27 protein-coding genes are annotated in these 26,102 nt (G+C 56.1%); 11 read left to right on the top strand and 16 right to left on the bottom strand.

Features of this window, described 5'->3' with window-relative positions; genetic code table 11:
• The first annotated feature begins 3 nt into the window (after window positions 1–3).
• Window positions 4–594: a LysE family translocator gene (locus tag FOY96_RS19885; protein WP_143347638.1), complete on the top strand. Its 591-nt coding sequence runs from the start codon at window positions 4–6 to the stop codon at window positions 592–594.
• Here the strand turns inward: FOY96_RS19885 and FOY96_RS19880 are convergent.
• The 5 genes from FOY96_RS19880 to aspA form a co-directional block, all read right to left on the bottom strand.
• Complete coding sequence (locus FOY96_RS19880) at window positions 591–1,166, bottom strand: transcriptional regulator (RefSeq protein WP_032641387.1); 576 nt, start codon at window positions 1,164–1,166, stop codon at window positions 591–593. The genes FOY96_RS19885 and FOY96_RS19880 overlap by 4 nt on opposite strands.
• Window positions 1,167–1,215: 49 nt before the next feature.
• On the bottom strand, window positions 1,216–2,907 hold the full coding sequence (locus FOY96_RS19875; protein WP_143347637.1) for a protein-disulfide reductase DsbD: 1,692 nt from the start codon (window positions 2,905–2,907) through the stop codon (window positions 1,216–1,218).
• Window positions 2,883–3,206 (bottom strand): divalent cation tolerance protein CutA, encoded by a 324-nt coding sequence (cutA, locus tag FOY96_RS19870; protein ID WP_014168278.1) that lies wholly within the window; start codon window positions 3,204–3,206, stop codon window positions 2,883–2,885. The genes FOY96_RS19875 and cutA overlap by 25 nt, the downstream gene beginning before the upstream one ends.
• 113 nt (window positions 3,207–3,319) lie before the next feature.
• The gene (locus FOY96_RS19865) at window positions 3,320–4,621 is read right to left on the bottom strand and encodes an anaerobic C4-dicarboxylate transporter (RefSeq protein ID WP_039260997.1); all 1,302 of its coding nucleotides are present in this window, start codon (window positions 4,619–4,621) and stop codon (window positions 3,320–3,322) included.
• A gap of 115 nt (window positions 4,622–4,736) precedes the next feature.
• Window positions 4,737–6,173, bottom strand: a complete 1,437-nt coding sequence (gene aspA / locus FOY96_RS19860) for an aspartate ammonia-lyase (RefSeq protein WP_143347636.1) — start codon at window positions 6,171–6,173, stop codon at window positions 4,737–4,739.
• Window positions 6,174–6,508: 335 nt separating this feature from the next.
• On the opposite strand from aspA, the gene FOY96_RS19855 reads away from it, so the two are divergent.
• Entirely contained in the window at window positions 6,509–6,973 is a 465-nt protein-coding gene (locus tag FOY96_RS19855; protein WP_023616652.1) for an FxsA family protein, read from the top strand.
• Between the two features lie 24 nt (window positions 6,974–6,997).
• Here the strand turns inward: FOY96_RS19855 and yjeH are convergent, their stop codons facing one another.
• Complete coding sequence (yjeH, locus tag FOY96_RS19850) at window positions 6,998–8,248, bottom strand: L-methionine/branched-chain amino acid transporter (RefSeq protein ID WP_143347635.1); 1,251 nt, start codon at window positions 8,246–8,248, stop codon at window positions 6,998–7,000.
• Window positions 8,249–8,427: 179 nt separating this feature from the next.
• Here yjeH and FOY96_RS19845 point away from each other — a divergent pair, with 179 nt between their 5' ends.
• The 3 genes from FOY96_RS19845 to FOY96_RS19835 all read left to right on the top strand — a co-directional run bounded on the left by FOY96_RS19845 (window position 8,428) and on the right by FOY96_RS19835 (window position 10,884).
• Window positions 8,428–8,721, top strand: coding sequence for a co-chaperone GroES (locus tag FOY96_RS19845; RefSeq protein WP_003855929.1), 294 nt, complete (start codon window positions 8,428–8,430; stop codon window positions 8,719–8,721).
• A 31-nt stretch (window positions 8,722–8,752) separates the two neighbouring features.
• Entirely contained in the window at window positions 8,753–10,396 is a 1,644-nt protein-coding gene (groL, locus tag FOY96_RS19840; RefSeq protein ID WP_014882201.1) for a chaperonin GroEL, read from the top strand.
• Between the two features lie 134 nt (window positions 10,397–10,530).
• Window positions 10,531–10,884, top strand: coding sequence for a DUF4156 domain-containing protein (locus FOY96_RS19835; protein WP_023310115.1), 354 nt, complete (start codon window positions 10,531–10,533; stop codon window positions 10,882–10,884).
• Between the two features lie 46 nt (window positions 10,885–10,930).
• Here the strand turns inward: FOY96_RS19835 and epmB are convergent, their stop codons facing one another.
• On the bottom strand, window positions 10,931–11,959 hold the full coding sequence (epmB, locus tag FOY96_RS19830) for an EF-P beta-lysylation protein EpmB (protein ID WP_143347634.1): 1,029 nt from the start codon (window positions 11,957–11,959) through the stop codon (window positions 10,931–10,933).
• Between the two features lie 40 nt (window positions 11,960–11,999).
• On the opposite strand from epmB, the gene efp reads away from it, so the two are divergent.
• From efp to ecnB, 3 genes are all read left to right on the top strand, one after another.
• Window positions 12,000–12,566 carry an elongation factor P gene (gene efp, locus FOY96_RS19825; protein WP_010427766.1) on the top strand — a complete coding sequence of 189 codons (567 nt, stop codon included), beginning with the start codon at window positions 12,000–12,002 and terminating at the stop codon, window positions 12,564–12,566.
• Window positions 12,567–12,624: 58 nt separating this feature from the next.
• A complete protein-coding gene (locus FOY96_RS19820; RefSeq protein ID WP_024907352.1) occupies window positions 12,625–12,756 on the top strand; it encodes an entericidin A/B family lipoprotein in 132 nt (43 codons plus the stop codon).
• A gap of 108 nt (window positions 12,757–12,864) precedes the next feature.
• Window positions 12,865–13,011, top strand: a complete 147-nt coding sequence (gene ecnB / locus FOY96_RS19815) for a lipoprotein toxin entericidin B (RefSeq protein ID WP_003025482.1) — start codon at window positions 12,865–12,867, stop codon at window positions 13,009–13,011.
• A 36-nt stretch (window positions 13,012–13,047) separates the two neighbouring features.
• On the opposite strand, the gene FOY96_RS19810 is transcribed toward ecnB, so the two are convergent.
• Window positions 13,048–13,647 (bottom strand): helix-turn-helix transcriptional regulator, encoded by a 600-nt coding sequence (locus FOY96_RS19810; protein ID WP_033144453.1) that lies wholly within the window; start codon window positions 13,645–13,647, stop codon window positions 13,048–13,050.
• 261 nt (window positions 13,648–13,908) lie between these two features.
• Between FOY96_RS19810 and sugE the strand changes: the two genes are divergently transcribed.
• Window positions 13,909–14,226, top strand: coding sequence for a quaternary ammonium compound efflux SMR transporter SugE (sugE, locus tag FOY96_RS19805; RefSeq protein ID WP_008502938.1), 318 nt, complete (start codon window positions 13,909–13,911; stop codon window positions 14,224–14,226).
• Here the strand turns inward: sugE and FOY96_RS19800 are convergent.
• On the bottom strand, window positions 14,223–14,753 hold the full coding sequence (locus FOY96_RS19800; protein WP_023310119.1) for a lipocalin family protein: 531 nt from the start codon (window positions 14,751–14,753) through the stop codon (window positions 14,223–14,225). The two genes, sugE and FOY96_RS19800, sit on opposite strands and share 4 nt — an antisense overlap.
• 136 nt (window positions 14,754–14,889) lie before the next feature.
• Window positions 14,890–16,035 (bottom strand): ACT family cephalosporin-hydrolyzing class C beta-lactamase, encoded by a 1,146-nt coding sequence (gene blaACT / locus FOY96_RS19795; RefSeq protein WP_143347633.1) that lies wholly within the window; start codon window positions 16,033–16,035, stop codon window positions 14,890–14,892.
• Window positions 16,036–16,167: 132 nt separating this feature from the next.
• Between blaACT and ampR the strand changes: the two genes are divergently transcribed.
• Window positions 16,168–17,043 (top strand): LysR family transcriptional regulator AmpR, encoded by an 876-nt coding sequence (ampR, locus tag FOY96_RS19790; protein ID WP_143347632.1) that lies wholly within the window; start codon window positions 16,168–16,170, stop codon window positions 17,041–17,043.
• A 29-nt stretch (window positions 17,044–17,072) separates the two neighbouring features.
• Here ampR and frdD read toward each other — a convergent pair whose 3' ends face one another.
• Genes frdD through frdA form a run of 4 tightly spaced genes read right to left on the bottom strand, consistent with a single transcriptional unit; the run spans window position 17,073 to window position 20,366 of the window.
• Window positions 17,073–17,432 carry a fumarate reductase subunit FrdD gene (frdD, locus tag FOY96_RS19785; protein ID WP_000609653.1) on the bottom strand — a complete coding sequence of 120 codons (360 nt, stop codon included), beginning with the start codon at window positions 17,430–17,432 and terminating at the stop codon, window positions 17,073–17,075.
• Window positions 17,433–17,442: 10 nt separating this feature from the next.
• A complete protein-coding gene (gene frdC, locus FOY96_RS19780; RefSeq protein WP_032662400.1) occupies window positions 17,443–17,838 on the bottom strand; it encodes a fumarate reductase subunit FrdC in 396 nt (131 codons plus the stop codon).
• A 10-nt stretch (window positions 17,839–17,848) separates the two neighbouring features.
• Window positions 17,849–18,583 carry a succinate dehydrogenase/fumarate reductase iron-sulfur subunit gene (locus FOY96_RS19775; protein ID WP_023310124.1) on the bottom strand — a complete coding sequence of 245 codons (735 nt, stop codon included), beginning with the start codon at window positions 18,581–18,583 and terminating at the stop codon, window positions 17,849–17,851.
• On the bottom strand, window positions 18,576–20,366 hold the full coding sequence (gene frdA / locus FOY96_RS19770) for a fumarate reductase (quinol) flavoprotein subunit (protein WP_023310125.1): 1,791 nt from the start codon (window positions 20,364–20,366) through the stop codon (window positions 18,576–18,578). The genes FOY96_RS19775 and frdA overlap by 8 nt, the downstream gene beginning before the upstream one ends.
• A gap of 310 nt (window positions 20,367–20,676) precedes the next feature.
• On the opposite strand from frdA, the gene epmA reads away from it, so the two are divergent.
• Window positions 20,677–21,654 carry an elongation factor P--(R)-beta-lysine ligase gene (gene epmA / locus FOY96_RS19765; RefSeq protein WP_024907345.1) on the top strand — a complete coding sequence of 326 codons (978 nt, stop codon included), beginning with the start codon at window positions 20,677–20,679 and terminating at the stop codon, window positions 21,652–21,654.
• A gap of 44 nt (window positions 21,655–21,698) precedes the next feature.
• Here the strand turns inward: epmA and mscM are convergent, their stop codons facing one another.
• Together mscM and asd are read right to left on the bottom strand one after the other, a co-directional pair.
• Window positions 21,699–25,022, bottom strand: a complete 3,324-nt coding sequence (gene mscM, locus FOY96_RS19760; protein WP_143347631.1) for a miniconductance mechanosensitive channel MscM — start codon at window positions 25,020–25,022, stop codon at window positions 21,699–21,701.
• A 19-nt stretch (window positions 25,023–25,041) separates the two neighbouring features.
• The gene (gene asd / locus FOY96_RS19755) at window positions 25,042–26,010 is read right to left on the bottom strand and encodes an archaetidylserine decarboxylase (RefSeq protein WP_143347630.1); all 969 of its coding nucleotides are present in this window, start codon (window positions 26,008–26,010) and stop codon (window positions 25,042–25,044) included.
• Between the last annotated feature and the right edge of the window lie 92 nt (window positions 26,011–26,102).

The raw sequence follows: 26,102 nt of genomic DNA, 5'->3' as shown, positions 1-26,102 counted from the left end.
CCTGTGAGTTTGATACCCTTTCTGTTGTTCGCATTTGTCGCCTCCATTACGCCGGGGCCGACCAATATTCTCGTGCTGACGAACAGCCAGCACTTTGGCGTAAAAAATACCGTACCTGCTATTCTGGGCGGGTGTATCGCGGCCAGTGCGATCGTGCTGGTATCCGGCATGGGCGCGGGGGAAGTGCTGCGTCAGTACCCTCTGATACGTCAGATAATGAGCTGGGCAGGCGTGCTGTGGCTAAGCTGGATGAGCTGGCAGCTGTTTCGCGCCCCGGCTGCCCGTCTCTCCGCTGAGCACCGTATCCGATTCACCGCTCGGGCGGCGGCGCTGCTGCAGGTCGTGAACCCCAAAACCTGGATGATGGCGCTGGCAGTCGTCAGCCTGTTTGCCCCAGCTGGCGACCATGCATTGCGGGATATTGCGCTAATGGCGCTATGGTTTCTGCTGATCTCGATAGCCTGTTTGATGTGCTGGGCGTGGTTGGGTAAAGCGGTGAACCGAATTTTTCGCACCACCGTGGCGATGGTGCGGTTTCAGCGCCTGATGGCGCTGTGTCTGCTCGTCTCCGCCTGGGCGGGCATGCTGGCTTAGGTCAGTGCTCCACCCATTCTGCATTGGGCAAAGCGTAGAATATCTTCCGCCAGGCGGTGTGCCGTATCCACATCGGCCTGGCTACGGTTCACCAGCATGCGGCTGAGGCAACCTTCCAGCACCAGCTCCATCTGTTTAGCCACCATCGCAGGGTCATCGACTTCCAGCGTGGTCAGCAGTTCGTGGGTAAAGTCATGCGCCGCCCGTTTTTGCTGATCCGCCAACTGGTGAATAGGATGGCCAGGGTCAGGAAAATAAGTGCAGGCGGCGATGAACAGACAACCCGGGTAGCGGTTGTTGCTGACGCATTCCGTCAGGGCAGTATAGCGCGCCAGCAGCTTTTGCTCCGCGGTCAGTTCTTCATTCAGCATCAGTTGTCTGCGCCAGACATCAACCTGCTGGCTGAGATAGCGCAGGGCATCATAGAGTAGCGCCTCTTTATCCGGCCAGAAGCGCTTAAGTTCATCCAGGGGATAATCGATACGGTCGGCTACCATCTCAAGCGTGGTGCTGGCGATCCCTTGAATCTCAAGTAGTTGCAGGGCTTGTCCCAGTACGTCTTCACGTTGCACGGTTATCTCCTCCGCTATTCCCAACGGTTTGTCCCGCTTAAAGTGTTGTTTACGGATGGCGATTGCGCAAATGCGCGCTAAATGCCGCTGCATCCATAAACCCGGTTACACGCTGCTCAGGCTGCTCCTGGCCCTGTTGATTGAAGAACAGAATGGTTGGCAGCCCGAGTACGTTAAGCTGCTTCAGCAGAGCCTTATCCTGCGCATTATTGGCGGTCACGTTAGCCTGGAGCAAAACGGTCTCTTTCAGGGCGTTTTGCACCTGTGGATCGCTAAAAGTATATTTTTCAAACTCTTTGCAGGCGACACACCAGTCGGCATAGAGATCGAGCATCACCGGTTTGTCTTTCGCCTCTGCCAGTGCGCTGTTAAGTTCATCCACGTTTTTTATCTGGGTAAAGTTCAGATGCGCCTGGGTCTGACTCACCGGTGTGCCGAACGCCCAGTCCTGGAGAGGGCGTACGCTCACCAGCGCGGCAGCCAGCAGCAGGATTTGCACCAGGCGCATCCATGGCTTCTTCGCCCCCAGGCTGACGATAAACGCCCAGGCAAAGAATGATACGCCGAGTATCGCCCACAGGCGCAGACCCCAGGCGTCGCCGATGATACGCTCAAGAAGGAACACCGGCAGCGCGAGGATGACAAAACCAAATGCGGTTTTCACCGTCTCCATCCACGGGCCGCTCTTCGGCAGAAGTCGATTGCCGAAAACCGTGACCAGAATCAGCGGCAGGCCCATGCCCAGCGCGTAGAGGTACAGCGTCCCCCCGCCGAGCCACATGTTACCGCTCTGGGCGATGTACAGCAGGATAGCGCTCAGCGGTGCGGTAGTGCAGGGAGAGCAAATCAGCCCGGCAATGGCACCCATCGCGAACACGCCGCCTGCCGAGCCACCCTGCTGACGGTTGCTCATCAGCGTTAAGCGCGTTTGCAGCGAAGAGGGCAGCTGTAGCGTGAACAGGCCAAACATTGACAGCGCCAACAGGATAAACACCGCTGACAGGCCAATAAGGACGTAAGGATGCTGCAGCGCGGCCTGGAGCTGTAACCCGGCAGCGGCAACCACAAGGCCAAGGGCTGTGTAGGTTAGCGCCATTCCCTGCACGTATATAAAAGCCAGCAGCAGCGCGCGGGCGGTAGAAAGACGCTGTTTGCCGCCCAGCACGATGCCAGAGATGAGCGGATACATCGGCAACACGCACGGCGTAAAGGCAATGCCGATACCAATCAGTAACGCCCACAGCGCTGAGAACGGAAGGTCAGCGCTATCGTTGGCTTTCTCAACCGCTGGGGCCGGCGTTACAGCAGCAGACGCTTTTACTTCGCTAAGCGGCACGACTTTCGTTTCCGGTGGATAGCAGAATCCCGCGTCCGCGCATCCCTGGTAGGTCACCGTCAGCGTCGCGCCTTTATCGGCCTGATTCACCGTAACGGGCACGCTCAGGCGCTGGCGGTAGATTTCACTCTTACCGTAGAACTCGTCCTCGTGCCACTCGCCAGCGGGTAATTGTAATGCGGCCACGTTTGCCTGGGCAGGGGTAATACTCACCTGCTTGCGATAGAGGTAATAGCCCTCTTTCACCTGCCAGGTGAGCGTCAGATCGTGCTGGTTCTGCTGAAAATCGAAAACGAACGCCTGGTCGGCAGGAATAAAGTTCGAACGGCCGGGCGCATCAAACAACCCGGCAAAAGCTGACGTGCTGCACAGCAGCAGGATCAGCGTAAGGAAGCGTTGAGCCATGAGAGATAGTCGTTATCGCCGTGGACCACTGGCAGCACCAGCAGCTCCGGGGTTTGGTAAGGATGATGAGATTTGAGGCAGTCCAGGAGAGCCTGCTGATTCGCCAGATTGGTTTTGAGCAACATCTGGACTTCGTACTCTTGCTCCAGCTTGCCTTCCCAGTAATAAAGGGAGGTGGCACCGGGGAGGAGCGTCACGCAGGCAGCCAGTTTTTCGGCCAGCACTTTGGCGGCGAGATCCTGGGCAGAGGCTTCATCAGGGGCGGTACACAGTACGACAACAGCATCAGGCGTGTTCACAAGTCGACCTCCTCATCACGAAAGGCTTCACTATATCACGCAAGGCGGTTGGTCATTAATGAAACGGGCCGCAGAGCGGCCCGATTTTAACTATTTTTACAACCACTCACCGTTTACAGCACCACGCCGCCAATGATAAAGCCGAGGATCACGCAAAGTGAAATGGCGACCACGCCCGGGATCAGGAACGCGTGGTTAAACACATACTTACCGATACGGGTTGAGCCGGTGTCGTCCATCTCCACCGCCGCCAGCAGGGTTGGGTAGGTTGGCAGAACGAACAGGGCAGAAACCGCCGCGAAAGAGGCAATCGCCGTCAGTGGCGTCACGCCCAGCATCAGTGCCGCAGGCATCAGCGCTTTGGTGGTCGCAGCCTGGGAGTAAAGCAGGGTAGCGGCAAAGAACAGCACCACCGCCAGCAGCCACGGGTAGTTGTGCAGCAGGTCGCCAGCGATGGTCTGAATGTCGCTGATGTGCGCTTTCACGAAGGTATCACCGAGCCACGCCACGCCCAGTACGCATACGCAGGCGCTCATACCGGATTTAAAGGTGCTGGCGTTCAGCACTTCGCTGGTGTCGATTTTACAGGTGATGCTAATCAGCGTCGCGATGGTCAGCATAAACACTACAATCGCTTCGTTACGCGGCAGGACAGGGTTCTGGATCAGGCCCACGGTGTCGCTAATGGCGGTCGCGTAGAACATCACTGCGACAATACCTATCAGGAACAGCAGCACGGAGCGCTTTGCGTGCGGCTTCAGCTCGAAGACCTGGCTGCCGCGCAGTCTCACTTCACCCTTGGCGAGGCGTTCCTGGTAAACCGGATCGTCTTTCAGTTCAGCGCCGAGGAAGTTACACAGCACGGCAGTAATCATCACCGCGATCAGCGTCACCGGGATACAGATCGCCAGCAGCGTCAGGTAGCTCACGCCCATCGGCTCCAGAATACCGGCGAAGAAGACCACCGCAGCGGAAATCGGCGAGGCGGTAATGGCAATCTGGGACGCGACGACGGCAATTGAGAGCGGACGAGACGGACGGATACCTTGCTCTTTCGCTACTTCGGTAATCACCGGCAGCGTAGAGAAGGCGGTGTGGCCCGTACCGGCGAGAATGGTCATAAACCAGGTCACCAGCGGGGCAAGGAAGGTAATGTATTTTGGATGGCGGCGCAGCATACGCTCCGCCAGGCTTACCAGGTAGTCCATACCGCCTGCCACCTGCATGGCGGCGATAGCGGCAATAACTGCCATGATGATTTCGATAACGTCGAACGGGATTGCGCCGGGTTTAATCTGAAAGATAAGGGTAAGAACGAGCACCCCGAGACCGCCGGCAAAACCAATGCCGATACCCCCGAGTCTTGCTCCCAAATAAATCGCCAACAAGACGATGACGAGTTCTGCTCCAAACATAAGGACCTGCCTTGCTTATTAACAAGTTGATATTGAATTGTTGTATTTAGGTAACGCCTAAAAAGAAAAAAGGCACGTCACAAGTGACGTGCCTTAAGAAGCCTAGCCAGAACGGTTACTGTTCGCTTTCATCGGTATATCGTTTCGCTTTATATGCCGGGTGCATCAGGTTCTGGGCCGAGAAGATATCGTCCAGCTCAGCTTCGGTCAACAGCCCGCGCTCCAGCACCACTTCACGTACGCTCTTACCGGTTTCGGCGCAAATCTTACCGACGATATCACCGTTGTGGTGGCCGATGAACGGGTTGAGGTAGGTGACGATCCCGATGGAGTTATAGACATAACCCTCACAGACTTCTTTATTCGCCGTGATGCCGTTAATGCATTTTTCCAGCAGGTTGTAGCAGGCGTTGGTCAGAATGTGGATGGATTCAAACATCGCCTGGCCAATCACTGGCTCCATCACGTTCAGCTGCAGCTGACCCGCTTCAGAGGCCATGGTCACGGTCGTATCGTTACCGATGACTTTGAAGCAAACCTGGTTCACCACTTCTGGCACTACCGGGTTCACCTTGGCTGGCATGATGGATGAACCGGCCTGCAGCTCTGGCAGGTTGATTTCATTCAGGCCAGCGCGCGGACCGGAAGAGAGCAGGCGCAGGTCGTTACAGATTTTGGACAGTTTTACCGCCAGACGTTTCAGGGCGCTGTGTACCATGACGTAGGCGCCGCAGTCGGAGGTGGCTTCAATCAGGTCTTCTGCAGGCACAACCGGCAGGTTAGAGACTTCAGCCAGCTTCTGTACCGCCAGCTGCTGATAGCCATCCGGGGTGTTCAGACGCGTACCGATGGCGGTGGCGCCCAGGTTCACTTCCAGCAGCAGCTCGGAGGTGCGCAGCAGGTTTTTGGTCTCTTCGTTCAGCAGTACGTTAAACGCGTGGAATTCCTGGCCGAGCGTCATCGGCACCGCGTCCTGCAGCTGGGTACGACCCATTTTCAGGATGTCCTGGAACTCAACCGCTTTACGCTGGAAGCCATCACCCAGCTGGTTGATCGCATCCACCAGTTTCACCACAGAGGCATACACCGCGATACGGAAGCCGGTAGGGTAGGCGTCGTTGGTAGACTGGCATTTGTTTACGTGGTCGTTCGGGTTCAGGTACTGGTATTCACCTTTCTGGTGACCCATCAGCTCCAGGCCAATGTTTGCCAGTACTTCGTTGGTATTCATGTTGACGGAGGTGCCCGCGCCGCCCTGATAGACGTCAACCGGGAACTGGTCCATGCATTTGCCGTTGTTCAGCACTTCATCGCAGGCTGCGATAATCGCATTTGCCGCACTTTTGGGAATGGTTTGCAGCTCTCTGTTAGCCAGTGCTGCGGCTTTCTTCACCATCACCATGCCACGGACAAACTCAGGGATGTCGCTGATTTTGCTGTTGCTGATGTAGAAGTTTTCAATCGCTCTCAGAGTGTGGACACCGTAGTAGGCATCCGCTGGAACTTCCCTGGTACCCAACAAGTCTTCTTCGATACGAATGTTGTTTAACATGTGAACCTTCTTTTCAAGCTGCCGATGGATTGTACTAAACACACAGTATTTATGTGGTTTTGAATATTTTCTGGCCGACGATTATTCCCTCAATCAGCCAGATGTTCGAGATCATATGCTGATGATAGCGAATTGCCGTAAGCTGGATCACTTATTATCGAGCCGATTCCATGATAATTATTAATCTGTGAAATGGGTCACCGCTTTATAATTTCCAAAAAAAATATCCGTGCAAACTGATTGAATTTTCGCTAACCGTCACCATTTAATACAAACGCGCGTCGCGAACACATTCAGACAGGGGCCCGATGGCCTCTGCCACACAGGAGATGCCAGTGCGCTGGATACCGTTTATTGCTTTCTTTCTCTATGTTTACATTGAGATTTCCATTTTCATCCAGGTTGCCCATGTGCTGGGCGTCCTGCTGACGCTGATTCTGGTGATTTTCACCTCCGTCATAGGCATGTCGCTGGTGCGTAATCAGGGTTTCAAAAATTTCCTGATAATGCAGCAGAAGATGGCCGCAGGGGAAAGCCCGGCGGAAGAGATGATCAAAAGCGTGTCGTTGATAATTGCGGGGCTGCTGCTGATCCTGCCGGGGTTCTTCACTGACTTCCTCGGCCTTCTGCTGCTTCTGCCGCCGGTGCAAAAACACCTGACCATGAAGCTGCTGCCGCATCTGCGCTTTAGCCGTATGCCGGGGGGCGGATTCAGCACCGGGCCGGGCGATACCTTTGAAGGGGAGTATCAGCGTAAGGATGAACAGCACGACCGTTTAGACCATAAAGACGATCGGTGATTTTGTTGCCCGGTGGCGCTTCGCCTACCGGGCTTCCGGTAGCGCACCGCGCTTCGGCAAAAACACCCACAGCCCTGCCAGCATGACAATCGCGTACAGACTCTTCCATCCCACCATCGCCAGCAGCAGCAGGCAAAGCATACCCCCGATGACCGCCAGAGCTTTATAGCGACCTTTCAGCAAACGACATCCCGCCAGCATGCACAGCAGGTAGATCATGATGAAAATGCCGTTGGCGTAAACGATCAGCGCGTCAAGATTGATCTTCAGTGCATAAATACACAGCGTGCTCACCACGCAGCAGCCCAGTACGGCATTCAGGGCATTCAGCGGAAGCTGGCGTTTAGACAGGCGCGCGAGGCGATTCTCTGGTTTGTCGAGCGCCTGCGACCACACCAGCCGGGCAAAGCTCTGGATATAAATATTCAGGCTGGCAAAACAGGCGAGATAGCCGATGACGCAGGCGATCCATAGCGCCTTCACGCCGAACAGTTCCACCACGATACCCGGCAGCGATGCCGCGGCGGCGAGATCCGCTCCGAACGCGCGGAAGTGTAAGACCAGCACGGTACACGCCCAATAGACCGTGCCAGCAAGCAGCAGGCCTATCATCAGCGCGCGGGGGAAATCGCGTTCAGGCTGCTTAAATTCAGAGGCCAGATGGGCAAAGGCTTCCAGGCCGACAAAACACCAGAACATGACGGAGAGCGCGGCGAAAAGCTGGGAATGGTCGACGTCGGTCAGCGGCGGGAAGGGAATTTCCTTTATTGTGATATCGCCCGCCCACCAGATTGCGACAACGAGCGCGACAATCAGCACCGCAACCAGCGTCTGCAGGTTGGCGCTGGAGCTGGCGCCGCGAGAGCCCACCCACCAGACGATCGCCAGCGTACCCAGCTCGGCCAGCAATAACTGCTCGTTATGCCAGCCAAACAGCGCCTGACCAAAGCCGGTCGCAATATGCAACGCCGCAGGAAGGCCAACCGGAATGACGGAGAGAAACAGCCAGCCGGTAACACGCTGCAGCCGCGGGCCAAAGGCCAGTCCGACAAAGTGCGCCACGCCGCCCGCGCTGGGGAAATGCCGCCCCAGGATGGCAAACACAATGGCTATCGGGAAAACCAATACAATCAGCGCAGGCCACGCCCATAGGCTGTTATTTCCAGCCACCAGCGCCGCCAGTGCGGGTACGGCAAACACGCCCGTACCTAACAAGGAGGTTGAGAGCAGTCCGACGCCCTGCGCCAGCCCCAACTCCTGCTTGAGTCCACTCATTGACATCGCCCTGCCAGTACCAAAAGAGAGGCGATGGTAACACTTTCGCAAATTTTTTTTTCGACTCCCCCTTGAAGGGGGAAAAAGCTATCCCCATCTCTCAGGGCACTAGTCGGAAAACCGCATGCGGGCCGGCGTCATCCATAACTGATAATGACTTTCTCAAAGGAGAGCTATCAATGAGTATTCGTCCGTTACATGATCGTGTGATCGTCAAACGTAAAGAAGTTGAAACCAAGTCTGCTGGCGGCATCGTTCTGACCGGTTCTGCAGCAGCCAAATCAACGCGTGGCGAAATCATCGCTGTCGGTAAGGGCCGCATCCTGGAAAACGGAACTGTGCAGCCACTGGACGTTAAAGTTGGTGACATCGTAATTTTCAACGATGGCTACGGCGTGAAATCCGAGAAGATCGACAATGAAGAAGTGTTGATCATGTCCGAGAGCGACATTCTGGCAATTGTTGAAGCGTAATTTACGCACGAGAATTTGAGGAAATAAGAACATGGCAGCTAAAGACGTAAAATTCGGTAACGACGCTCGTGTAAAAATGCTCCGCGGCGTAAACGTACTGGCAGATGCAGTTAAAGTGACTCTGGGCCCGAAAGGCCGCAACGTAGTGCTGGATAAATCCTTCGGCGCGCCAACCATCACTAAAGATGGTGTTTCTGTAGCACGTGAAATTGAGCTGGAAGACAAGTTCGAAAACATGGGCGCGCAGATGGTGAAAGAAGTTGCCTCTAAAGCGAACGACGCTGCAGGTGACGGTACCACCACCGCGACCGTGCTGGCGCAGGCAATCATCACCGAAGGTCTGAAAGCCGTTGCTGCGGGCATGAACCCAATGGATCTGAAACGTGGTATCGACAAAGCTGTCGCCTCCGCTGTTGAAGAGCTGAAAGCGCTGTCCGTACCGTGCTCTGACTCTAAAGCCATTGCTCAGGTTGGTACTATCTCCGCTAACTCCGACGAAACCGTAGGTAAACTGATCGCTGAAGCGATGGACAAAGTCGGTAAAGAAGGCGTGATCACCGTTGAAGACGGTACCGGTCTGGAAGACGAGCTGGACGTGGTTGAAGGTATGCAGTTCGACCGCGGTTACCTGTCCCCATACTTCATCAACAAGCCAGAGACTGGCGCTGTTGAACTGGAAAGCCCGTTCATCCTGCTGGCTGACAAGAAAATCTCCAACATCCGCGAAATGCTGCCAGTGCTGGAAGCCGTTGCGAAAGCAGGCAAACCTCTGGTTATCATCGCTGAAGACGTTGAAGGCGAAGCGCTGGCGACCCTGGTGGTTAACACCATGCGCGGCATCGTGAAAGTGGCTGCGGTTAAAGCACCTGGCTTCGGCGATCGCCGTAAAGCAATGCTGCAGGATATCGCTACCCTGACCGGCGGTACCGTAATCTCTGAAGAGATCGGTATGGAGCTGGAAAAAGCGACCCTGGAAGACCTGGGCCAGGCGAAACGCGTTGTGATCAACAAAGACACCACCACCATCATCGACGGTGTGGGTGAAGAAGCTGCTATTCAGGGCCGCGTGGGTCAGATCCGTAAGCAGATCGAAGAAGCGACTTCCGATTACGACCGTGAAAAACTGCAGGAGCGCGTAGCGAAACTGGCTGGCGGCGTTGCGGTTATCAAAGTCGGTGCAGCGACCGAAGTTGAAATGAAAGAGAAAAAAGCACGCGTTGACGATGCCCTGCACGCGACCCGTGCGGCAGTAGAAGAAGGCGTGGTTGCTGGTGGTGGTGTTGCGCTGGTGCGTGTTGCCGCTAAACTGGCAGGCCTGACCGCACAGAACGAAGATCAGAACGTGGGTATCAAAGTTGCGCTGCGCGCAATGGAAGCTCCTCTGCGTCAGATCGTTTCTAACGCCGGTGAAGAGCCATCTGTGGTTGCGAACAACGTGAAAGCGGGCGAAGGTAACTACGGTTACAACGCAGCAACTGAAGAATACGGCAACATGATCGACTTCGGTATCCTGGATCCAACGAAAGTGACCCGTTCTGCTCTGCAGTACGCGGCATCTGTCGCTGGCCTGATGATCACCACCGAGTGCATGGTCACCGATATGCCTAAAGGCGATGCACCAGACTTAGGTGCTGCTGGCATGGGCGGCATGGGCGGTATGGGCGGCATGATGTAATCGTGCGCTCTACGTCGTAGAATGTGAAAAACCCCCGGGCAGAAATGCTCGGGGGTTTTTCTTTTGGTCATCTTTTAGGTATAAGATTTACACACGGACAACTACTGTCCAGCTTATTGAAAACGAGGAATAACATGCGCGTAAAAGTCTGTGCAGGGATTGTAGGGGCAGCATTGCTGCTGGCGGGTTGTAGCTCCAGCAATGAGCTGTCGGCAGCGGGCCAGGGCGTTCGCTTTGTGGAAGATAAGCCTGGCAGTGAATGCCAGCTGTTAGGCACGGCAACCGGTGAGCAAAGTAACTGGATGTCAGGGCAGCATGGCGAAGAGGGCGGCTCGATGCGCGGTGCGGCGAATGCCCTGCGTAACCAGGCTGCGGCAATGGGCGGTAACGTGATTTACGGCGTGAGCAGCCCAACGCAGAGTATGCTGTCCAGCTTCGTGCCGACCGCCAGCCAGATGAACGGCCAGGTCTACAAGTGCCCGAACTGATTGCCTTTTCCCTCTCCCTGTGGGAGAGGGTTAGGGTGAGGGGAAACTAGCACTGCCGCAGCTGCAGATCCAGCGGCGTCTTGCTCGGCTCTCCGCCAATCTCGCGTGCCAGCTTCGGCACCATATAGCCTGAAACCAGCGTTAACAGTTCGCGCATAATCTGCCGGGCTTCTTCATCCGTCACCATGAAATGGGCCGCGCCCTGAACGCGATCCAGCACGTGCAGGTAATAGGGTATCACGCCCGCATCAAACAGGGCATTGCTCAGGTCGGCCAGCACGCGGGCGCTGTCATTGACGCCGCGCAGCAGCACGCTCTGGTTCAGCAGCGTCACGCCCGCTTTACGCAGACGCGCCATCGCCGCGCGAAAGTCATCGTCAATTTCATTCGCGTGGTTAATATGGTTCACCAGCAGCACCTGCAATCTTGACTGCTCCAGGCGTGACACCAGTCCGTCAGTGACACGTGCCGGAATGACAATCGGTAAACGGCTGTGAATACGCAGGCGCTTAACGTGCGGGATGGCTTCAAGCTGAGTCAACAGCCAGTCCAGCTCATGATCTTTTGCCATCAGCGGGTCACCGCCGGAAAAAATAATCTCATCCAGTTCCGGATGGGCGGCGATATAGTCCAGCGCGACCTGCCAGTTGCGTTTATTGCCCTGGTTTTCGGCATACGGGAAGTGCCGACGGAAGCAATAACGACAATTTACCGCGCAACCGCCTTTTACCAACAGCAGGGCGCGGTTGAGATACTTGTGCAATAAACCCGGCACCACGCTGTTCTGCTCTTCCAGCGGATCGGTGCTGTATCCTGGCGCGGTGACAAACTCATCCTGAGAAGTAAGCGTTTGTTTTAAAAGTGGATCGTCGGGGTTGCCTTTCTCCATCCGCGCCACAAATGCACGGGGAACGCGCAGGGCGAAAAGGCGTTTTGCCTCGCGGCCTGCAAGCAACTCTGGGTGCTGATCGAGGTCTAAAAGACGCAGCAATTCATCAGGACTGGTGATTACATCGGCAAGTTGCGATAACCAATCTTCTCTGGACGGGGTGTTTAGGGTTACAATATGCGCCATTTTGTGGCTTAGCTACCAGTTAACAAATTTAGAGGGCCTTATGGCAACGTACTATAGCAACGATTTTCGTGCTGGTCTTAAAATCATGATGGACGGCGAACCGTACGCGGTTGAAGCCAGCGAATTCGTTAAACCAGGTAAAGGCCAGGCATTCGCACGCGTTAAGCTGCGCCGTCTGCTGACCGGTACCCGTGTTGAGAAAACCTTCAAGTCTACTGACTCCGCTGAAGGCGCGGATGTTGTTGATATGAACCTGACCTATCTGTACAACGACGGTGAGTTCTATCATTTCATGAACAACTCCACTTTCGAACAGCTGTCTGCTGATGAGAAAGCGGTAGGTGATAGCGCTAAGTGGCTGCTGGATCAGGCTGAGTGCATCGTGACCCTGTGGAACGGCCAGCCTATCGCTGTGACCCCACCAAACTTCGTAGAACTGGAAATCGTTGAAACCGATCCAGGTCTGAAAGGTGATACCGCAGGTACCGGCGGTAAACCAGCCAAACTGTCTACCGGCGCAGTGGTTAAAGTTCCACTGTTCGTACAGACTGGCGAAGTGATCAAAGTGGATACCCGCTCCGGCGAATACGTATCCCGCGTGAAGTAATTTACGTCATGATTGAAGGCGCAGCGCCCGCTGCGCCTGATTTTTGCAGGCAGGGATGATGAAACGTACCGTTAAAATTCTGCTTCTGTTAGCGCTTTCCAGTGCATTGCTTTCCGGCTGTAACACCACCCGTGGAATGGGACAAGATATCCAGGATCTCGGTCATATCATTTCTCACGCCGCCAGCTAAGTTCGTCTAATTTTCCTAAAAATGCTTCCTTTTCCGTCAACCGGCGGGATCTTGTCTATTCTTAAGTTGCTATACACAAAACAACTTTGGCTATAAAAGGAAGATATTATGGTTAAGAAGACAATTGCAGCGATCTTTTCAGTCCTGGTACTTTCTTCAGTGTTAACGGCCTGTAATACCACGCGTGGCGTCGGTCAGGATATTTCTGAAGGTGGTAGCGCAATCTCTGGTGCGGCAACTAAAGCTCAGCAGTAATTAACATACGGTACGAGACCAGCGGGTTTCGTACCGTCAGCTTTCTGATTCCTGCAGGGATAAGAACGGAGAAAAACGCGTATCCATATGCAGTTTCATGCGGATATTGCGTTTGTAGGTATAGACCGTTTTTCCATTGATACTCAGGTGAGCGGCAATTTTTTGATTGCTTGCCCCGTCCATCCACAATGTCAGCACTTTCTCTTCCTGCCGGGTCAGCAAGGGGGCGGCTGCCGTTGGCCTTTCAGCGCTGGCGCGCGAGTTTAATGCGTCGTTGATAGTCGTTGCCACTTCTTCGAGACTGGCGTTTTTCAACAGCGACGACCACACCGGGAACTGTCCGAGCCAGTCGGTCATGCCGCGGTCCTCTCCCGATTGCAGCATAATAAACGGTAATCGTTCACTGGCGTTAAGCAAGGACGAGAGCTGCTGAAAATGATGAATATCCTGCCTGAAGCCGTACAGGTCGGCGATGACCAGCGTGGGTTTCCATTGCAGAATGTGCTCCCTGGCAAGGAACAGATTATTTAGCCCGGTCACAACGTAGTGTCCCGGGAACAAACCGGAATGATTGAGCCATGCTTCAAACCCGGTGCGGGTGAAGTGACAACGGTCAATCAAAAGAATTTTGAACATATTTTATTCGCAGTCGGCTAGTGGTTTGGCTTCCTGCCATCAGAAAGCACATCATCATAGAGAAGTCGGATGAGTGCTAAATGCCGGAACTACGCGCCATACTGCGGCTATTTCTTGCCTTAACGTGTTCAGCAAAAAATGATTGAAAAAAAATAGCACGCTAACCACAATATGGGGCGTAATCTCTGCCTTACGGGACGACCCGTAAGCGTTTCTTTCACCGGGGACGGCCCCAACTTGAATTAAGTTAAGGAGCCTGAAATGTCCTGGATCATTCTTTTTATTGCTGGCCTGCTCGAAGTGGTATGGGCAATTGGTCTCAAGTACACCCACGGATTTACCCGCCTGACGCCCAGCGTCATAACCGTCACCGCAATGATCGTGAGTATTGTCCTGTTATCCTGGGCGATGCGCTCGCTGCCTGTGGGAACGGCTTATGCCGTCTGGACGGGTATTGGTGCGGTGGGGGCTGCCATCACCGGCATTCTGCTGCTGGGAGAGTCAGCGAGTCTGGCGCGTATCGCCAGCCTCGCCTTGATTGTGGCCGGCATCGTTGGGCTGAAGCTCAGCACCCATTAATGGGGCTGTTTTACCCAGATGAGTTTTGACACATCAAACCCTTGCCGGGTCGCGACGTCCAGCATCTGCTGTTTCATTTCTGACGAAATAGTTGGCGTGCGGGAAAGTATCCACAAATAGTCGCGATCCGGCCCGCACACCAGCGCGTGACGGTACTCTCTGTCGAGCGCGATCACGTTATAGCCGCCATAAAACGGGCCGAAGAAAGAGACTTTGAGCGCGGCCCGTCGCGGGTCGCCCGTGAAGTACGCTTTCCCAATCGACTGCTGCCACATCTCCCGATCGGGATTATAGCCCCGGTTGATCACCTGAATACCGCCATCATCCATCGGGCTGTAATTCGCAGTGACCTTCTCTAAGCCCTGCTCAAACCGATGGTCGAGGCGCGCGATTTCATACCATGTTCCAAGGAAGCGTTGTGCATCAAAAGGCGAGACGACGGTAACGCCTGGAGGTGGGGTAGGGGAACTGCAGGCAACCACTAAAAACGCGGCTGTCACCGCGGCGATAACAGGCAGAATGCGCATAGGAGTTTCCTTACTGTTTTTTGTTAAGTGTAGATGACGGCAAGGAAAATGTGGTTTTTGTGCGGTGTGTTTCGCCGGGTGGTCACCCCGTGAATTTTGTAGGCCGGGTTAGGCAAAGCCGCCACCCGGCAATGTTTTACTGCAGCGCGTCGAGGATACGGTATGCCGCCTCAACGCGTGCCGGGTTGGGATAGCTTTTATTCGCCAGCATCACAATGCCGAGCTGCTTTTCGGGAATAAACGCCACGTAGCTGCCAAACCCGCCGGTAGAGCCGGTTTTATGGACCCAGGATGCGTTGACCGGGGGCGCCGGTGGATTCACTTCTCTCGCAGGCAACGGTGCCAGCGCCACCTTATTGTCGCTACCTTCAACCACGGTTTTGGCATCGACCGGCCAGTTAAGCATTTCCCAGCCTAACCCCTGATACATGGCACCCACGCGCCAGTAGCGAGACTGCGCCAGGGTAAGGCCTTTCCTGAGTGAACTATCCTCAAGCGAGTCCGGCTTCATGTTGACCATCACCCAGTTTGCCATATCCTTCACGTTGGTTTTTACGCCATAGACTTCAGCGTCCAGCATTCCTGGCGAAACGTGTACCGCCTTACCGTCGCGGTATCCCCAGGCGTAATGCGCCTCTTCCGCTTTCGGAACGTTAATCCAGGTATGGTCCAGCTTGAGCGGCTTAAAGACCCGCGTCGTTATGGCCTGCTCATAGCTCATGCCGGAAGGTTTGACCGCCAGCGCGCCAAAAAGACCGATGCTGGCGTTGGCGTAAAGACGCGTGGTGCCCGGCTTCCACTGAGGCTGCCAGTTTTGATAAAAGCGCAGCAGAGAGGCGTTATCCGTGACCTCATCCGGTACCTGTAACGGCAAACCTCCTGCGGTATAGGTTGCCAGATCCAGCATGCGGATCCCCTGCCACTGCTTGCCTGTCAGTTCAGGCCAGTATTTGGTCACCGGATCGCCCAGCGATATTTCACCCCGAGCAATGGCATCGCCGCCGAGTACGCCGGTGAAGGTTTTACTTATAGAGCCCAGCTCGAATAAGGTTTGTGGGGTGACAGGTTTGTTCGCCGCGACATCGGCTTTACCGAAGGTAAAGTAGTGCGGCTGACCCTGATAAATCACCGCCACTGCCATACCCGGAATGGCCTGCGCTTTCATCAGCGGCGTAACGGTACGTTCCACCATCTCAGCCAGCTGTTTTTCTGACATCGGTGCAGCCAATACCGAGCAGGAGGTGCTGAGCAGCAGGGCGCAGCAAAGGGATTTAGTCATCATCAGTTATCTTCCGTAATAGCAGTTCAAGGGAGTGTCCGGGCCCGTCAGACCGCTGTAGTCTGTTGGATTTGACTATGGCTGACAAACGGTTAAATTTAGCATTAGCTGTTAATTTTTCTAACGGACGAGACCATGACGCGCAGCTATCTCCCTCTTAATTCCCTGCGGGCGTTTGAAGCAGCCGCCAGGCATCTCAGTTTTACGCATGCCGCTATCGAGCTGAACGTCACCCATTCCGCGATTAGCCAGCACGTAAAGGCGCTGGAGCAGCACCTTAATTGCCAGCTGTTTGTCCGCGTTTCGCGTGGGCTGATGTTGACCACCGAAGGCGAGAATTTGCTGCCGGTGCTGAATGACTCGTTCGATCGTATCGCCGGAATGCTGGATCGCTTTGCCAGCCAGCGCGCTCAGGAGAAGCTCAAAATAGGTGTGGTAGGAACCTTTGCTACGGGGGTTTTATTCTCTGAGCTTGCGGACTTTCGCCGCTGCTATCCGCATATTGATCTTCAGCTTTCCACCCATAACAATCGCGTCGACCCGGCGGCTGAAGGGCTTGATTACGCCATTCGCTACGGTGGCGGCGCGTGGCATGGAACCGATGCTGAATTCCTTTGCCCTGCGCCGCTGTCTCCGCTCTGTACGCCTGACATTGCCTCCTGTCTAAAAAGCCCGGCAGATATCCTGAAGTTTACCCTGCTGCGCTCCTACCGGCGCGATGAGTGGGCTGCGTGGATGCAGGCAGCGGGTGAACATCCTCCCTCGCCGACGCACCGGGTGATGGTGTTTGATTCGTCCGTGACCATGCTGGAAGCCGCGCAGGCAGGCGTAGGGATTGCCATTGCGCCTGTCGACATGTTTACCCATTTACTCAGCAGCGAACGCATCGTGCAGCCGTTTGCAACGCAGATTGACCTCGGCAGCTACTGGCTCACAAGACTACAGTCACGGACAGAAACGCCCGCAATGCGCGAGTTTGCCCAGTGGCTGGTGGGGAAGATGCAGAAATAAAAGGCCCGCCGGGTGGCGGGCCTGAAGCGTCAGATGGTGACCACGGCAATCAGCGTCACCACGGTCAGGATGGTCGCCAGACCGTAGAACACCCATTTACCGCTCGGTACATGGATTTTCAGATCATGCATCGCATGGTGAATACGGTGCAGGCCACACCACAGCGGCAGGACGATCATCAGGAAGATGAACACGCGGCCGATAAAGCTGCTCGCGAACGCCAGTACGCGCTCGTAGCTCAGCGCATCGCCCGGGAACAGCCCCAGCGGCAGCATAATGCCGACCAGCAGAATGATGACGGGGGCGATGATGGCACTCCACATGCCGCCTGCGCCAAACAGGCCCCAGAAGACCGGCTCGTCAGAACGTTTTGGATTTGGATTGATCACAGTAGTCTCCTTACCAGAACAGTGCGACAAACAGAATGACCACAGTGACCAGAATCGTCACTGCCCAGAGCCCTTTAATCACCGGCTCTGGCCCCATTTTCTCGTCTTTTATGATGATGTTCGCCGCTTTTGGCGCTAGTTCAAACCAGGTTTTGGTATGAAGCAGCGCGGCCGCGAGCACGATCAGATTCAGAACAACAATGATCGGGTTTTGCAGGAAACCGACAAAGCTGGCCCAGGCTTCCGGGCCATGCTTGAGGGCAAAAACGCCGTACATCAGCTCAAGACTGAACCAGACCGCCGGTACCGCCGTGCCTTCACGCAGCATATAGAAGCGATAAAACGGCAGGTTTTTCCACCAGGTGGACGGCACAGGCCGCACATAGGCTTTGCGTTTAGTCGTCATCATGCACTCCTTAGCGTGGTTTCAGGGTAGCGATAAGAAAGTCTTTCGAGCTTTCTACTTTACCCTGCTGAATTGCGGCGGCCGGGTCGACGTGCTTCGGACACACTTCGGAGCAGTAACCCACAAAGGTACAGCTCCAGACGCCGTTCTGGCTGTTAAGCTGCGCCATACGTTCTTTTTTGCCGTGGTCGCGGCTGTCTTCGTTATAGCGGTGTGCCAGGGTAATGGCGGCCGGGCCGATGAACTCCTTGTTCAGGCCAAACTGTGGACAGGCTGCGTAGCACAGGCCGCAGTTGATGCAGCCGGAGAACTGATGATATTTCGCCATCTGAGCCGGCGTCTGGGTATTTGGCCCCTGATCCGGCGTGCGCGGATTACCGATGATGTACGGCTTAATGGCTTCCAGGCTTTCGATAAAGTGGGTCATATCGACCACCAGATCGCGTTCAATCGGGAAGTTGCCCAGCGCTTCGACCTTAATGCCTTTGGTGTACTCGCGCAGGAAGGTCTTACAGGCCAGCTTCGGCACCTTGTTGACCATCATGCCGCAGGAGCCGCAGATTGCCATGCGGCAGGACCAGCGGTAGCTCAGGTCTGGCGCCAGGTTATCTTTGATATAGCCGAGCGCATCCAGCAGGGAGGTTTGCTCGTCATAAGGTACTTCATAGAAAGCGCTGTGCGGTGCGGCGTCCACTTCCGGATTGTAGCGCACCACTTCAACCTTCATTTTTTGCATCTCAGCCATTCGCCTTCTCCTTCTTCTCGGCGGCTTCTGCTTCTGCACCGTACACGCGTTTAGCCGGCGGCAGCGTGGTGATTTTCACGTCGCTGTAGTCCAGACGTGTGGTGCCATCTGCATCGCGCCAGGCGAGAGTGTGTTTCAGGAAATTGACGTCGTCACGTTCGGTACAGCCTTCGTCCAGACGCTGGTGGGCCCCACGCGACTCTTTACGCGCCAGCGCAGAGTGCGCCATACATTCCGCGACGTTCAGACCGTGGCCCAGCTCAATGGTGTAGAGCAGGTCGGTGTTGAATACGCTGGAGGTATCGGTGATGCGTACGCGCTTGAAGCGCTCCTGCAGTTCCGCCAGCTTGTCGACGGTTTTTTGCATCAGCTCTGGCGTACGGTAAATACCGCAGCCTTCTTCCATCGACAGGCCCATCTCGTCGCGGATCTTAGACCAGTTCTCGTTCCCCTCCTGGTTCACCAGATCTTTCAGGCGTTTTTCAACGTCTGCGACCTGCGCATCCAGCGCGGCACCGTTGGCTTCACCTGCGGTAGCTGCCCGCTCCATCGCGCGCTCGCCCGCCATGCGGCCAAAGACGACCAGCTCTGCCAGCGAGTTAGACCCGAGACGGTTGGCGCCGTGCAGACCCACGGAGGAACACTCGCCGACGGCGAACAGGCCTTTAATACGGGTTTCGCACTGCTGGTCGGTTTCGATCCCGCCCATGGTGTAGTGCGCGGTAGGACGCACCGGAATCGGCTCTTTCACCGGGTCGACGCCGACGTAAGCTTTCGCCAGCTCGCAGATGAACGGCAGACGTTCCAGCAGTTTCTTCTCGCCAAGGTGACGCAGGTCGAGATAGACCACATCGCCGCGCGGCGTGGAGATGGTGTTGCCTTTGCGCCACTCGTGCCAGAAGGCCTGAGAGACTTTGTCGCGCGGGCCGAGTTCCATGTATTTGTTCTTCGGCTCGCCGAGCGGGGTTTCCGGGCCCATGCCGTAATCCTGCAGATAGCGGTAGCCGTTTTTATTGACCAGAATACCGCCTTCACCGCGGCAGCCTTCCGTCATTAGAATGCCGGAGCCCGGCAGGCCGGTTGGGTGATACTGGACGAACTCCATATCGCGCAGCGGTACGCCGTGACCGAGCGCCATGCCCATGCCGTCACCGGTGACGATGCCGCCGTTGGTGTTATAACGATAAACGCGACCCGCACCGCCCGTCGCCATCACTACCGCGTTGGCGCGGATCTGGACAAGCGTGCCTTCCATCATATTCATCGCCACCAGGCCACGCGCCTGCCCGTCATCAACCAGAATGTCGAGGACGAAATGTTCATCGAAGCGCTGAATTTGTGGGAACTGAAGGGAGGTCTGGAACAGGGTGTGCAGCATGTGGAAGCCGGTTTTATCGGCGGCGAACCAGGTGCGTTCAATCTTCATACCGCCAAAGCGGCGAACGTTGACGCTGCCGTCAGGACGGCGGCTCCACGGACATCCCCACTGTTCAAGCTGGGTCATTTCCGTTGGACAATGATGCACAAAGTAGTCAACGACATCCTGTTCGCAAAGCCAGTCGCCCCCTGCAACCGTGTCGTGGAAATGGTATTCAAAGCTGTCATGATCCTGCGCAACGGCGGCGGATCCTCCTTCTGCTGCCACTGTGTGACTACGCATTGGATAGACTTTTGAAATCAATGCGATTTTAGCGTTGGGATTAGCTTGTGCTGCAGCAATCGCAGCACGTAATCCAGCCCCGCCAGCGCCTATTACGGCAAGATCGGCTTGAAAAGTTTGCACGACATTCCTCCAGATTTTTGTTATTTCGCAACGCGACACACTAAAGGTAGTTCACCCGTCCAAAAGGACGATTGCGAAAGCGTTTCCACTGCTCCTTTATGGGTAAAACAGTATAACCGTGTAGATGTCAGGGAAATTTGACGTGTTCGATTTTTTTGCTGTTCTGTACGGCGATTTATCATGAAGATTGATGAAATACGTCACGAAAAAGTTCACCTAAATGAAATGCCCTTTTTTACTGCGCAAAATTTGTCTCTGCCCCTGCTAACGAGTAGACTTCGTGCCCTTGTCTGAAATCGGAGAACAACTCATGAGCGAAACGGCCACCTGGCAGCCGAGCGCATCCATCCCTAATCTGTTAAAACGCGCTGCAATTATGGCGGAGATCCGCCGTTTCTTTGCCGACCGCGGAGTCCTGGAGGTGGAAACGCCGTGCATGAGTCAGGCAACGGTAACGGATATTCATCTGGTGCCGTTTGAAACCCGTTTTGTTGGCCCCGGCCACTCTCAGGGCATGAATTTGTATCTGATGACCAGCCCGGAATACCACATGAAACGCCTGCTGGCGGCGGGGTGTGGCCCGGTGTATCAGCTGTGCCGGAGCTTCCGTAATGAAGAGATGGGTCGTCACCACAACCCGGAATTCACCATGCTGGAGTGGTACCGCCCGCATTATGATATGTACCGCCTGATGAATGAGGTGGACGATCTGCTGCAGCAGGTCCTGGACTGCTCAGAAGCCGAAACGCTCTCCTATCAGCAGGCTTTCCAGCGCCATCTGGAAATCGATCCGCTGTCGGCGGACAAAACCCAGCTGCGCGAAGTGGCGGCAAAACTGGATCTGAGCAACGTGGCGGACACCGAAGAGGATCGCGACACGCTGCTGCAGCTGCTGTTCACCTTCGGCGTAGAACCACAGATTGGCAAGGATCGTCCGACCTTTGTCTACCACTTCCCGGCAAGCCAGGCGTCGCTGGCGCAGATCAGTACCGAAGATCATCGTGTCGCAGAGCGTTTTGAGGTCTATTACAAAGGCATCGAGCTGGCGAACGGCTTCCACGAACTGACGGATGCCCGCGAGCAGCAGCAGCGCTTCGAGCAGGATAACCGCAAGCGCGCCGCGCGCGGTCTGCCGCAGCAGCCTATTGATGTTAATCTGCTTGAAGCATTAAAAGCAGGTCTGCCGGATTGCTCCGGCGTGGCGCTGGGTGTTGACCGTCTGGTGATGCTGGCCCTGGGCGCAGAGCAGCTTGGCGATGTGATTGCGTTTACCGTAGATCGCGCCTGACGGCAGTTTACCCTCTCCCGCGGGAGAGGGTTGCCCCGCTTACCTTACAAACTTCCCGCCGGGCGCGTACGCGCCGCTGACGTCAGCGTTCTTCCCGTTTTACGCCCGTCCAGGCTTTCGAGACGCATCTGGAACGGCGGGAACGGCATATCAATACCGTGCTCGCGGAAGCCCGCCAGAATCAGCTGGTGGATCTCATGGCGCAGCGGCATACGGTGTCCCATTTCGGCGGCGTAGATGCGCAGCTCGAAAATCTGGATCCCCTGCTGTAAATCCACAAGGAATACTTCCGGCGCTGGGTTGTCGATTACCAGCGAGCAGCGCTCAGCGGCAGTGTAGAGGATCTGGGTGACCTCTTCGCTGTTGGCGTCCGACGGCGCCGGTACCGTCAGCACCACGCGGGTAACGGAGTCTGACAGCGACCAGTTGATGAACTGCTCGGTGATAAACGCCTTGTTTGGCACGATGATCTCTTTCCGATCCCAGTCGCTGATCGTCGTCGCACGGGTGTTGATCTTCGTGATGCTGCCGGTCAGATCGCGGATCGTTACGGTATCGCCAATACGGATCGGTTTTTCGAACAGAATGATCAGGCCAGAGATGAAGTTGGCGAAGATCTCCTGTAAACCAAAACCTAGCCCTACACCAAGGGCCGCCACCAGCCACTGCAGCTTCGACCACTCAATACCGATCATTGAGAAGCCAACCAGCCCGCCAAACAGCATGATCAGATATTTGGTAATGGTCGTAATCGCATAGCCTGTACCCGGCGTTAAATCCAGATGCTGCAGCAGCGCAAGCTCCAGCAGCGCCGGGAAGTTGCGCACCAGCTGCGTGGTGATGATCAGCACCAGAATGGCAATCAGCACCGCCCCTAAGGTAATCGGCTCCAGGCTTTCCACGCCCTGCACCGTAGACGTCACGTCCCAGAGCGAGATGTTCTCCAGGAAGCCAAACGCGGAGTGGATCTCTGACCACAGGAAGATCACCGACAGGAGGGCAATCAGCATCAGGATGGAACGAACCAGGCGCAGGGACTGGGTACTGATGGCATCCAGATCCAGTTCGACCTCGTCCGCTTCCGTTGTGCCTTCCGTACTGTTGACGTGGTTTGGCTCTTCTTCACCCCGCGCGCGTTGGGCGAGGATCTCCGCCCGGCGATGCTTGGCTCGGTCAAAGGCCAGACGGCGGCGCTGGATCAGCATCCAGCGGCGGATCACGTGGTACACCACCAGCAGCAGGAACCAGATGGCCACCGAGGTTTCCAGCCGCGCCAGCAGCGCCTGCGCGGTTGCCAGATAGCCCACCGCGGCTGCCAGCATCGCAAACAGCGGCGCGCTAAGCAGCAGGTTCCAGAGCAGCCGGTTGAACATGTTTTCGCCGCTGCCGGATTTATCGAGATAGAGCGGAATACCCGCGCGTTTCAGGCTGAGCGTGACGATGGCCAGCGCCCCGCATATCAGCATAAAGCAGAGGCGGCCCAGCGAGCCTGAGAATTCCCGGTCGTTGAGATTATCGAACATGATCAGCGCCATAATCAGCGGCACAATCAGCCCGATGCTCATCAGGTAGTAACGCATGGCGCGCGCGACGCGATTACGCGGCCAGCCAAAGTGGGTGATGAACAGGCCATTGGGGCGCGCGAAGGTGGCGCAAATCATGACCACCCACAGCAGCGGCACCGTGGCGGTGACGCCATCGCCAATCGCGACCGCGAGCGGATAGGGCCAGGCTTCCCGCAGGCCATACCCCAGCGTCATCCACAGCACCGGCAGCGGGGAGGCGACAAGAATCGACCAGAATACGCTGCGTAACGTCAGCCAGAAGTGATCCTGGGTGACTTTCCCGACCCGGGAGCTGGAACGCTCCAGGAAGCGGGTGAAATGTCTGCGCGAGTAAATGCTGAAGCCCACCAGAATCAACGCCCCCAGCAGCGGGAAAATGGTCTCTTTGCTGGTAAACATCATCACGCTGGCCTGTCCCAGCTGGCTGACGGTGTCCAGCGAAATCAGGCGGCGCAGGTCCTGGACAATCTCAATCGGCCACGAGAAGGTCATCGGACGCACGTCGGACGTCCAGAAGAGATAACGGTGCGTAGCCTCGTTCACCTCTTTCAGCGCATCTTCCAGCTGGCTATTGGAGACTTTTAGCTTGGTCAGCTCCAGAATCAGCGTATCCCCGCCCTGGAGCAGAGAGTTCAGCAGCTCACGCTGGGTACGCAGCTGGGCTTCCAGAATACGGTTTTGCTCGCTGGTCAGGGGCTGGCCGTCAGCCTGACGGATCTGGCGGATTTGCGGCTGTTTATTGAGAAGATCTTCAAAGTGCAGGCGCTGAACGCGCAGCTGGGCCATCTCGGTATCCAGCTGCTGCGGCTTCGGCATTTCCGGCAGGCGCGCGACCTGGGCACGTAACGCTTCGCCCAGCAGGTTTGATGATCCGAGCCATTGGGACTGCTCGCGCAGGGTGTTGAGCGCCTGGCGAACCTGCAGGGTTTGATTGGTGGCCTGACGCTGCTGCGAGGCAACCAGATCCATGCGCTGCGCCTGCTGATTCAGCGCGGCAGAAAGCTCGCGGTTGACCCTGAATTGTTCGTTGATACCGGCAGGCAGGTTTTCGCTGTTTTCCGCCAGCAGTTCGGTGCTTTCAAGGGCACGCTCGGCTTCGCGCTGACGCTGGCTGTTGAGCTGATTGCGCAGGGCCTGGAGATACGCATCCAGCTGCTCGCTCTGCTTCTGAGCGAGTTCAGAGCGCATCCGCGACAGCTCCTGGCGGTTATTGGCGGAAAGCTGCGCCAGCTCCAGCTCATCGACAAGGGCCTTCAGGCGAGCCGATTCTGCCTGCAGGCCCAGATTTTGAGCCTGAGCCTGTGGCGTATTGCCGCTTTGCGTACCCACGCGACGCTCAACCTCATTAAGCTGGCGGCGGGCATCGGTTTGCTGCTGCGGAAGCTGGCTAAGGGAGTCGGCAATTTCACGCGCTCGCTCCTGCTCCTGCTGGGCAAGGCGGCTCTTTTCCAGAAGCTGGCTGCTGACCTGCAGGATCTCCTGGTTCAGGGCGTCGGAGGTCATGCCTGCTGGCACATCGCGCGGTTCGTCACGCAAATTATTGAGCTGCGCGCGTAGCGTCTGCGAGAGTTTGGGGAAATTGTCGATAACCTGCTGATACTGCTGAGCGCGCTCAAGAGAGCCTTTCCGCTCCTCAAGCGCGTTCAGGGCAGCCTGGAGCGACTCGACGATCTCTGGCTGAGCGGGTTTAGCCGCTTTTGCCTGCTCCAGTTCCTGGGTTATCTGTTTGGCGTCGGGGGCTGTCGCTGCGTACGCCCCCATGCTGAGGCACCAGGCCATCAGTAGAACGATAATCGGGCGCACGTCAGCGATCCTTCTGTTGTTAGCCTTCGTCTTTTTTGTCGTCAACCAGCGGGCTGGCGTCGTGCTCGGCGTTAATCTCTTCCTGTGACAGCGGAGCAGGTTCTGCATCCGGCGTCACGAAGGTTTCGGTAGAGATTGCCAGCGGCTGGCCCAGCTTGGTGACCGACAGGCTTTCGAGCTGTTCAGCCAGCTTCACTTTGCCCGGCGCAAACAGGTTGATTACGGTAGAGCCCAGCTTGAAGCGCCCCATCTCCTGACCTTTCAGCAGGGCCACCGAGCCTTCCGCTTCACCGGCAGGCCAGGTCCAGCGTTTGATCACGCCTTCGCGCGGTGGGGTGATGGTGCCCGCCCAGACGGTTTCGATGCTGCCTACGATGGTCGCACCCACCAGAATCTGCGCCATAGGGCCAAATTCAGTATCGAACAGACAGATGACGCGCTCGTTGCGGGCAAACAGGTTCGGCACGTTCTGCGCTGTCAGGTGGTTTACGGAGAACAGGTCGCCCGGGACGTAAATCATTTCACGCAGGATACCGTTACACGGCATGTGCACGCGATGGTAGTCGCGCGGTGAAAGATAGGTGGTGGCAAAGGTACCGTTACGGAACAGATCCGCCATCAGGTAGTTACCCGCCAGCAGCGCTTCCAGACTGTAGTTATGGCCCTTCGCCTGCAGGATTTTGTCGTCTTCGATATTACCCAACTGGCTGATCACGCCGTCTGCCGGCATCACCAGGACGTTAGGGTCGGTGTTCAGCGGGCGCACTTCGTCACGCAGCGGGCGTACGAAGAACTCGTTGAAGGTGCGGTAGCTGGCGGTATCCGGCTTCTGCGCCTCTTTCATATCGACCTTGTAATATTTTACGAAAAGGTCGATGACCAGTTTGGTCAGCCAGCCCGCGCGTTTGCTTGCGCCCCAGCCCGCCAGGCGAGTGAGCCACAGTTTTGGCAGAATGTATTGAAGCGAAAGTTTAAATGCGTTTAACAAGGTAGCCTCCAGGCCATTGTTTTGTCGTTCCTGATCCGGCGTTAAGCCGCCGGAACCTGAAAAAAGGGGACGATTTTAGCGATGCTTAGCTT

Source organism: Enterobacter asburiae, from assembly GCF_007035645.1.
GTDB classification, from domain to species: domain Bacteria; phylum Pseudomonadota; class Gammaproteobacteria; order Enterobacterales; family Enterobacteriaceae; genus Enterobacter; species Enterobacter asburiae_B.
Note: the sequence above shows the minus strand (reverse complement) of the source record. Positions and strands in the feature narration are given on the sequence as shown.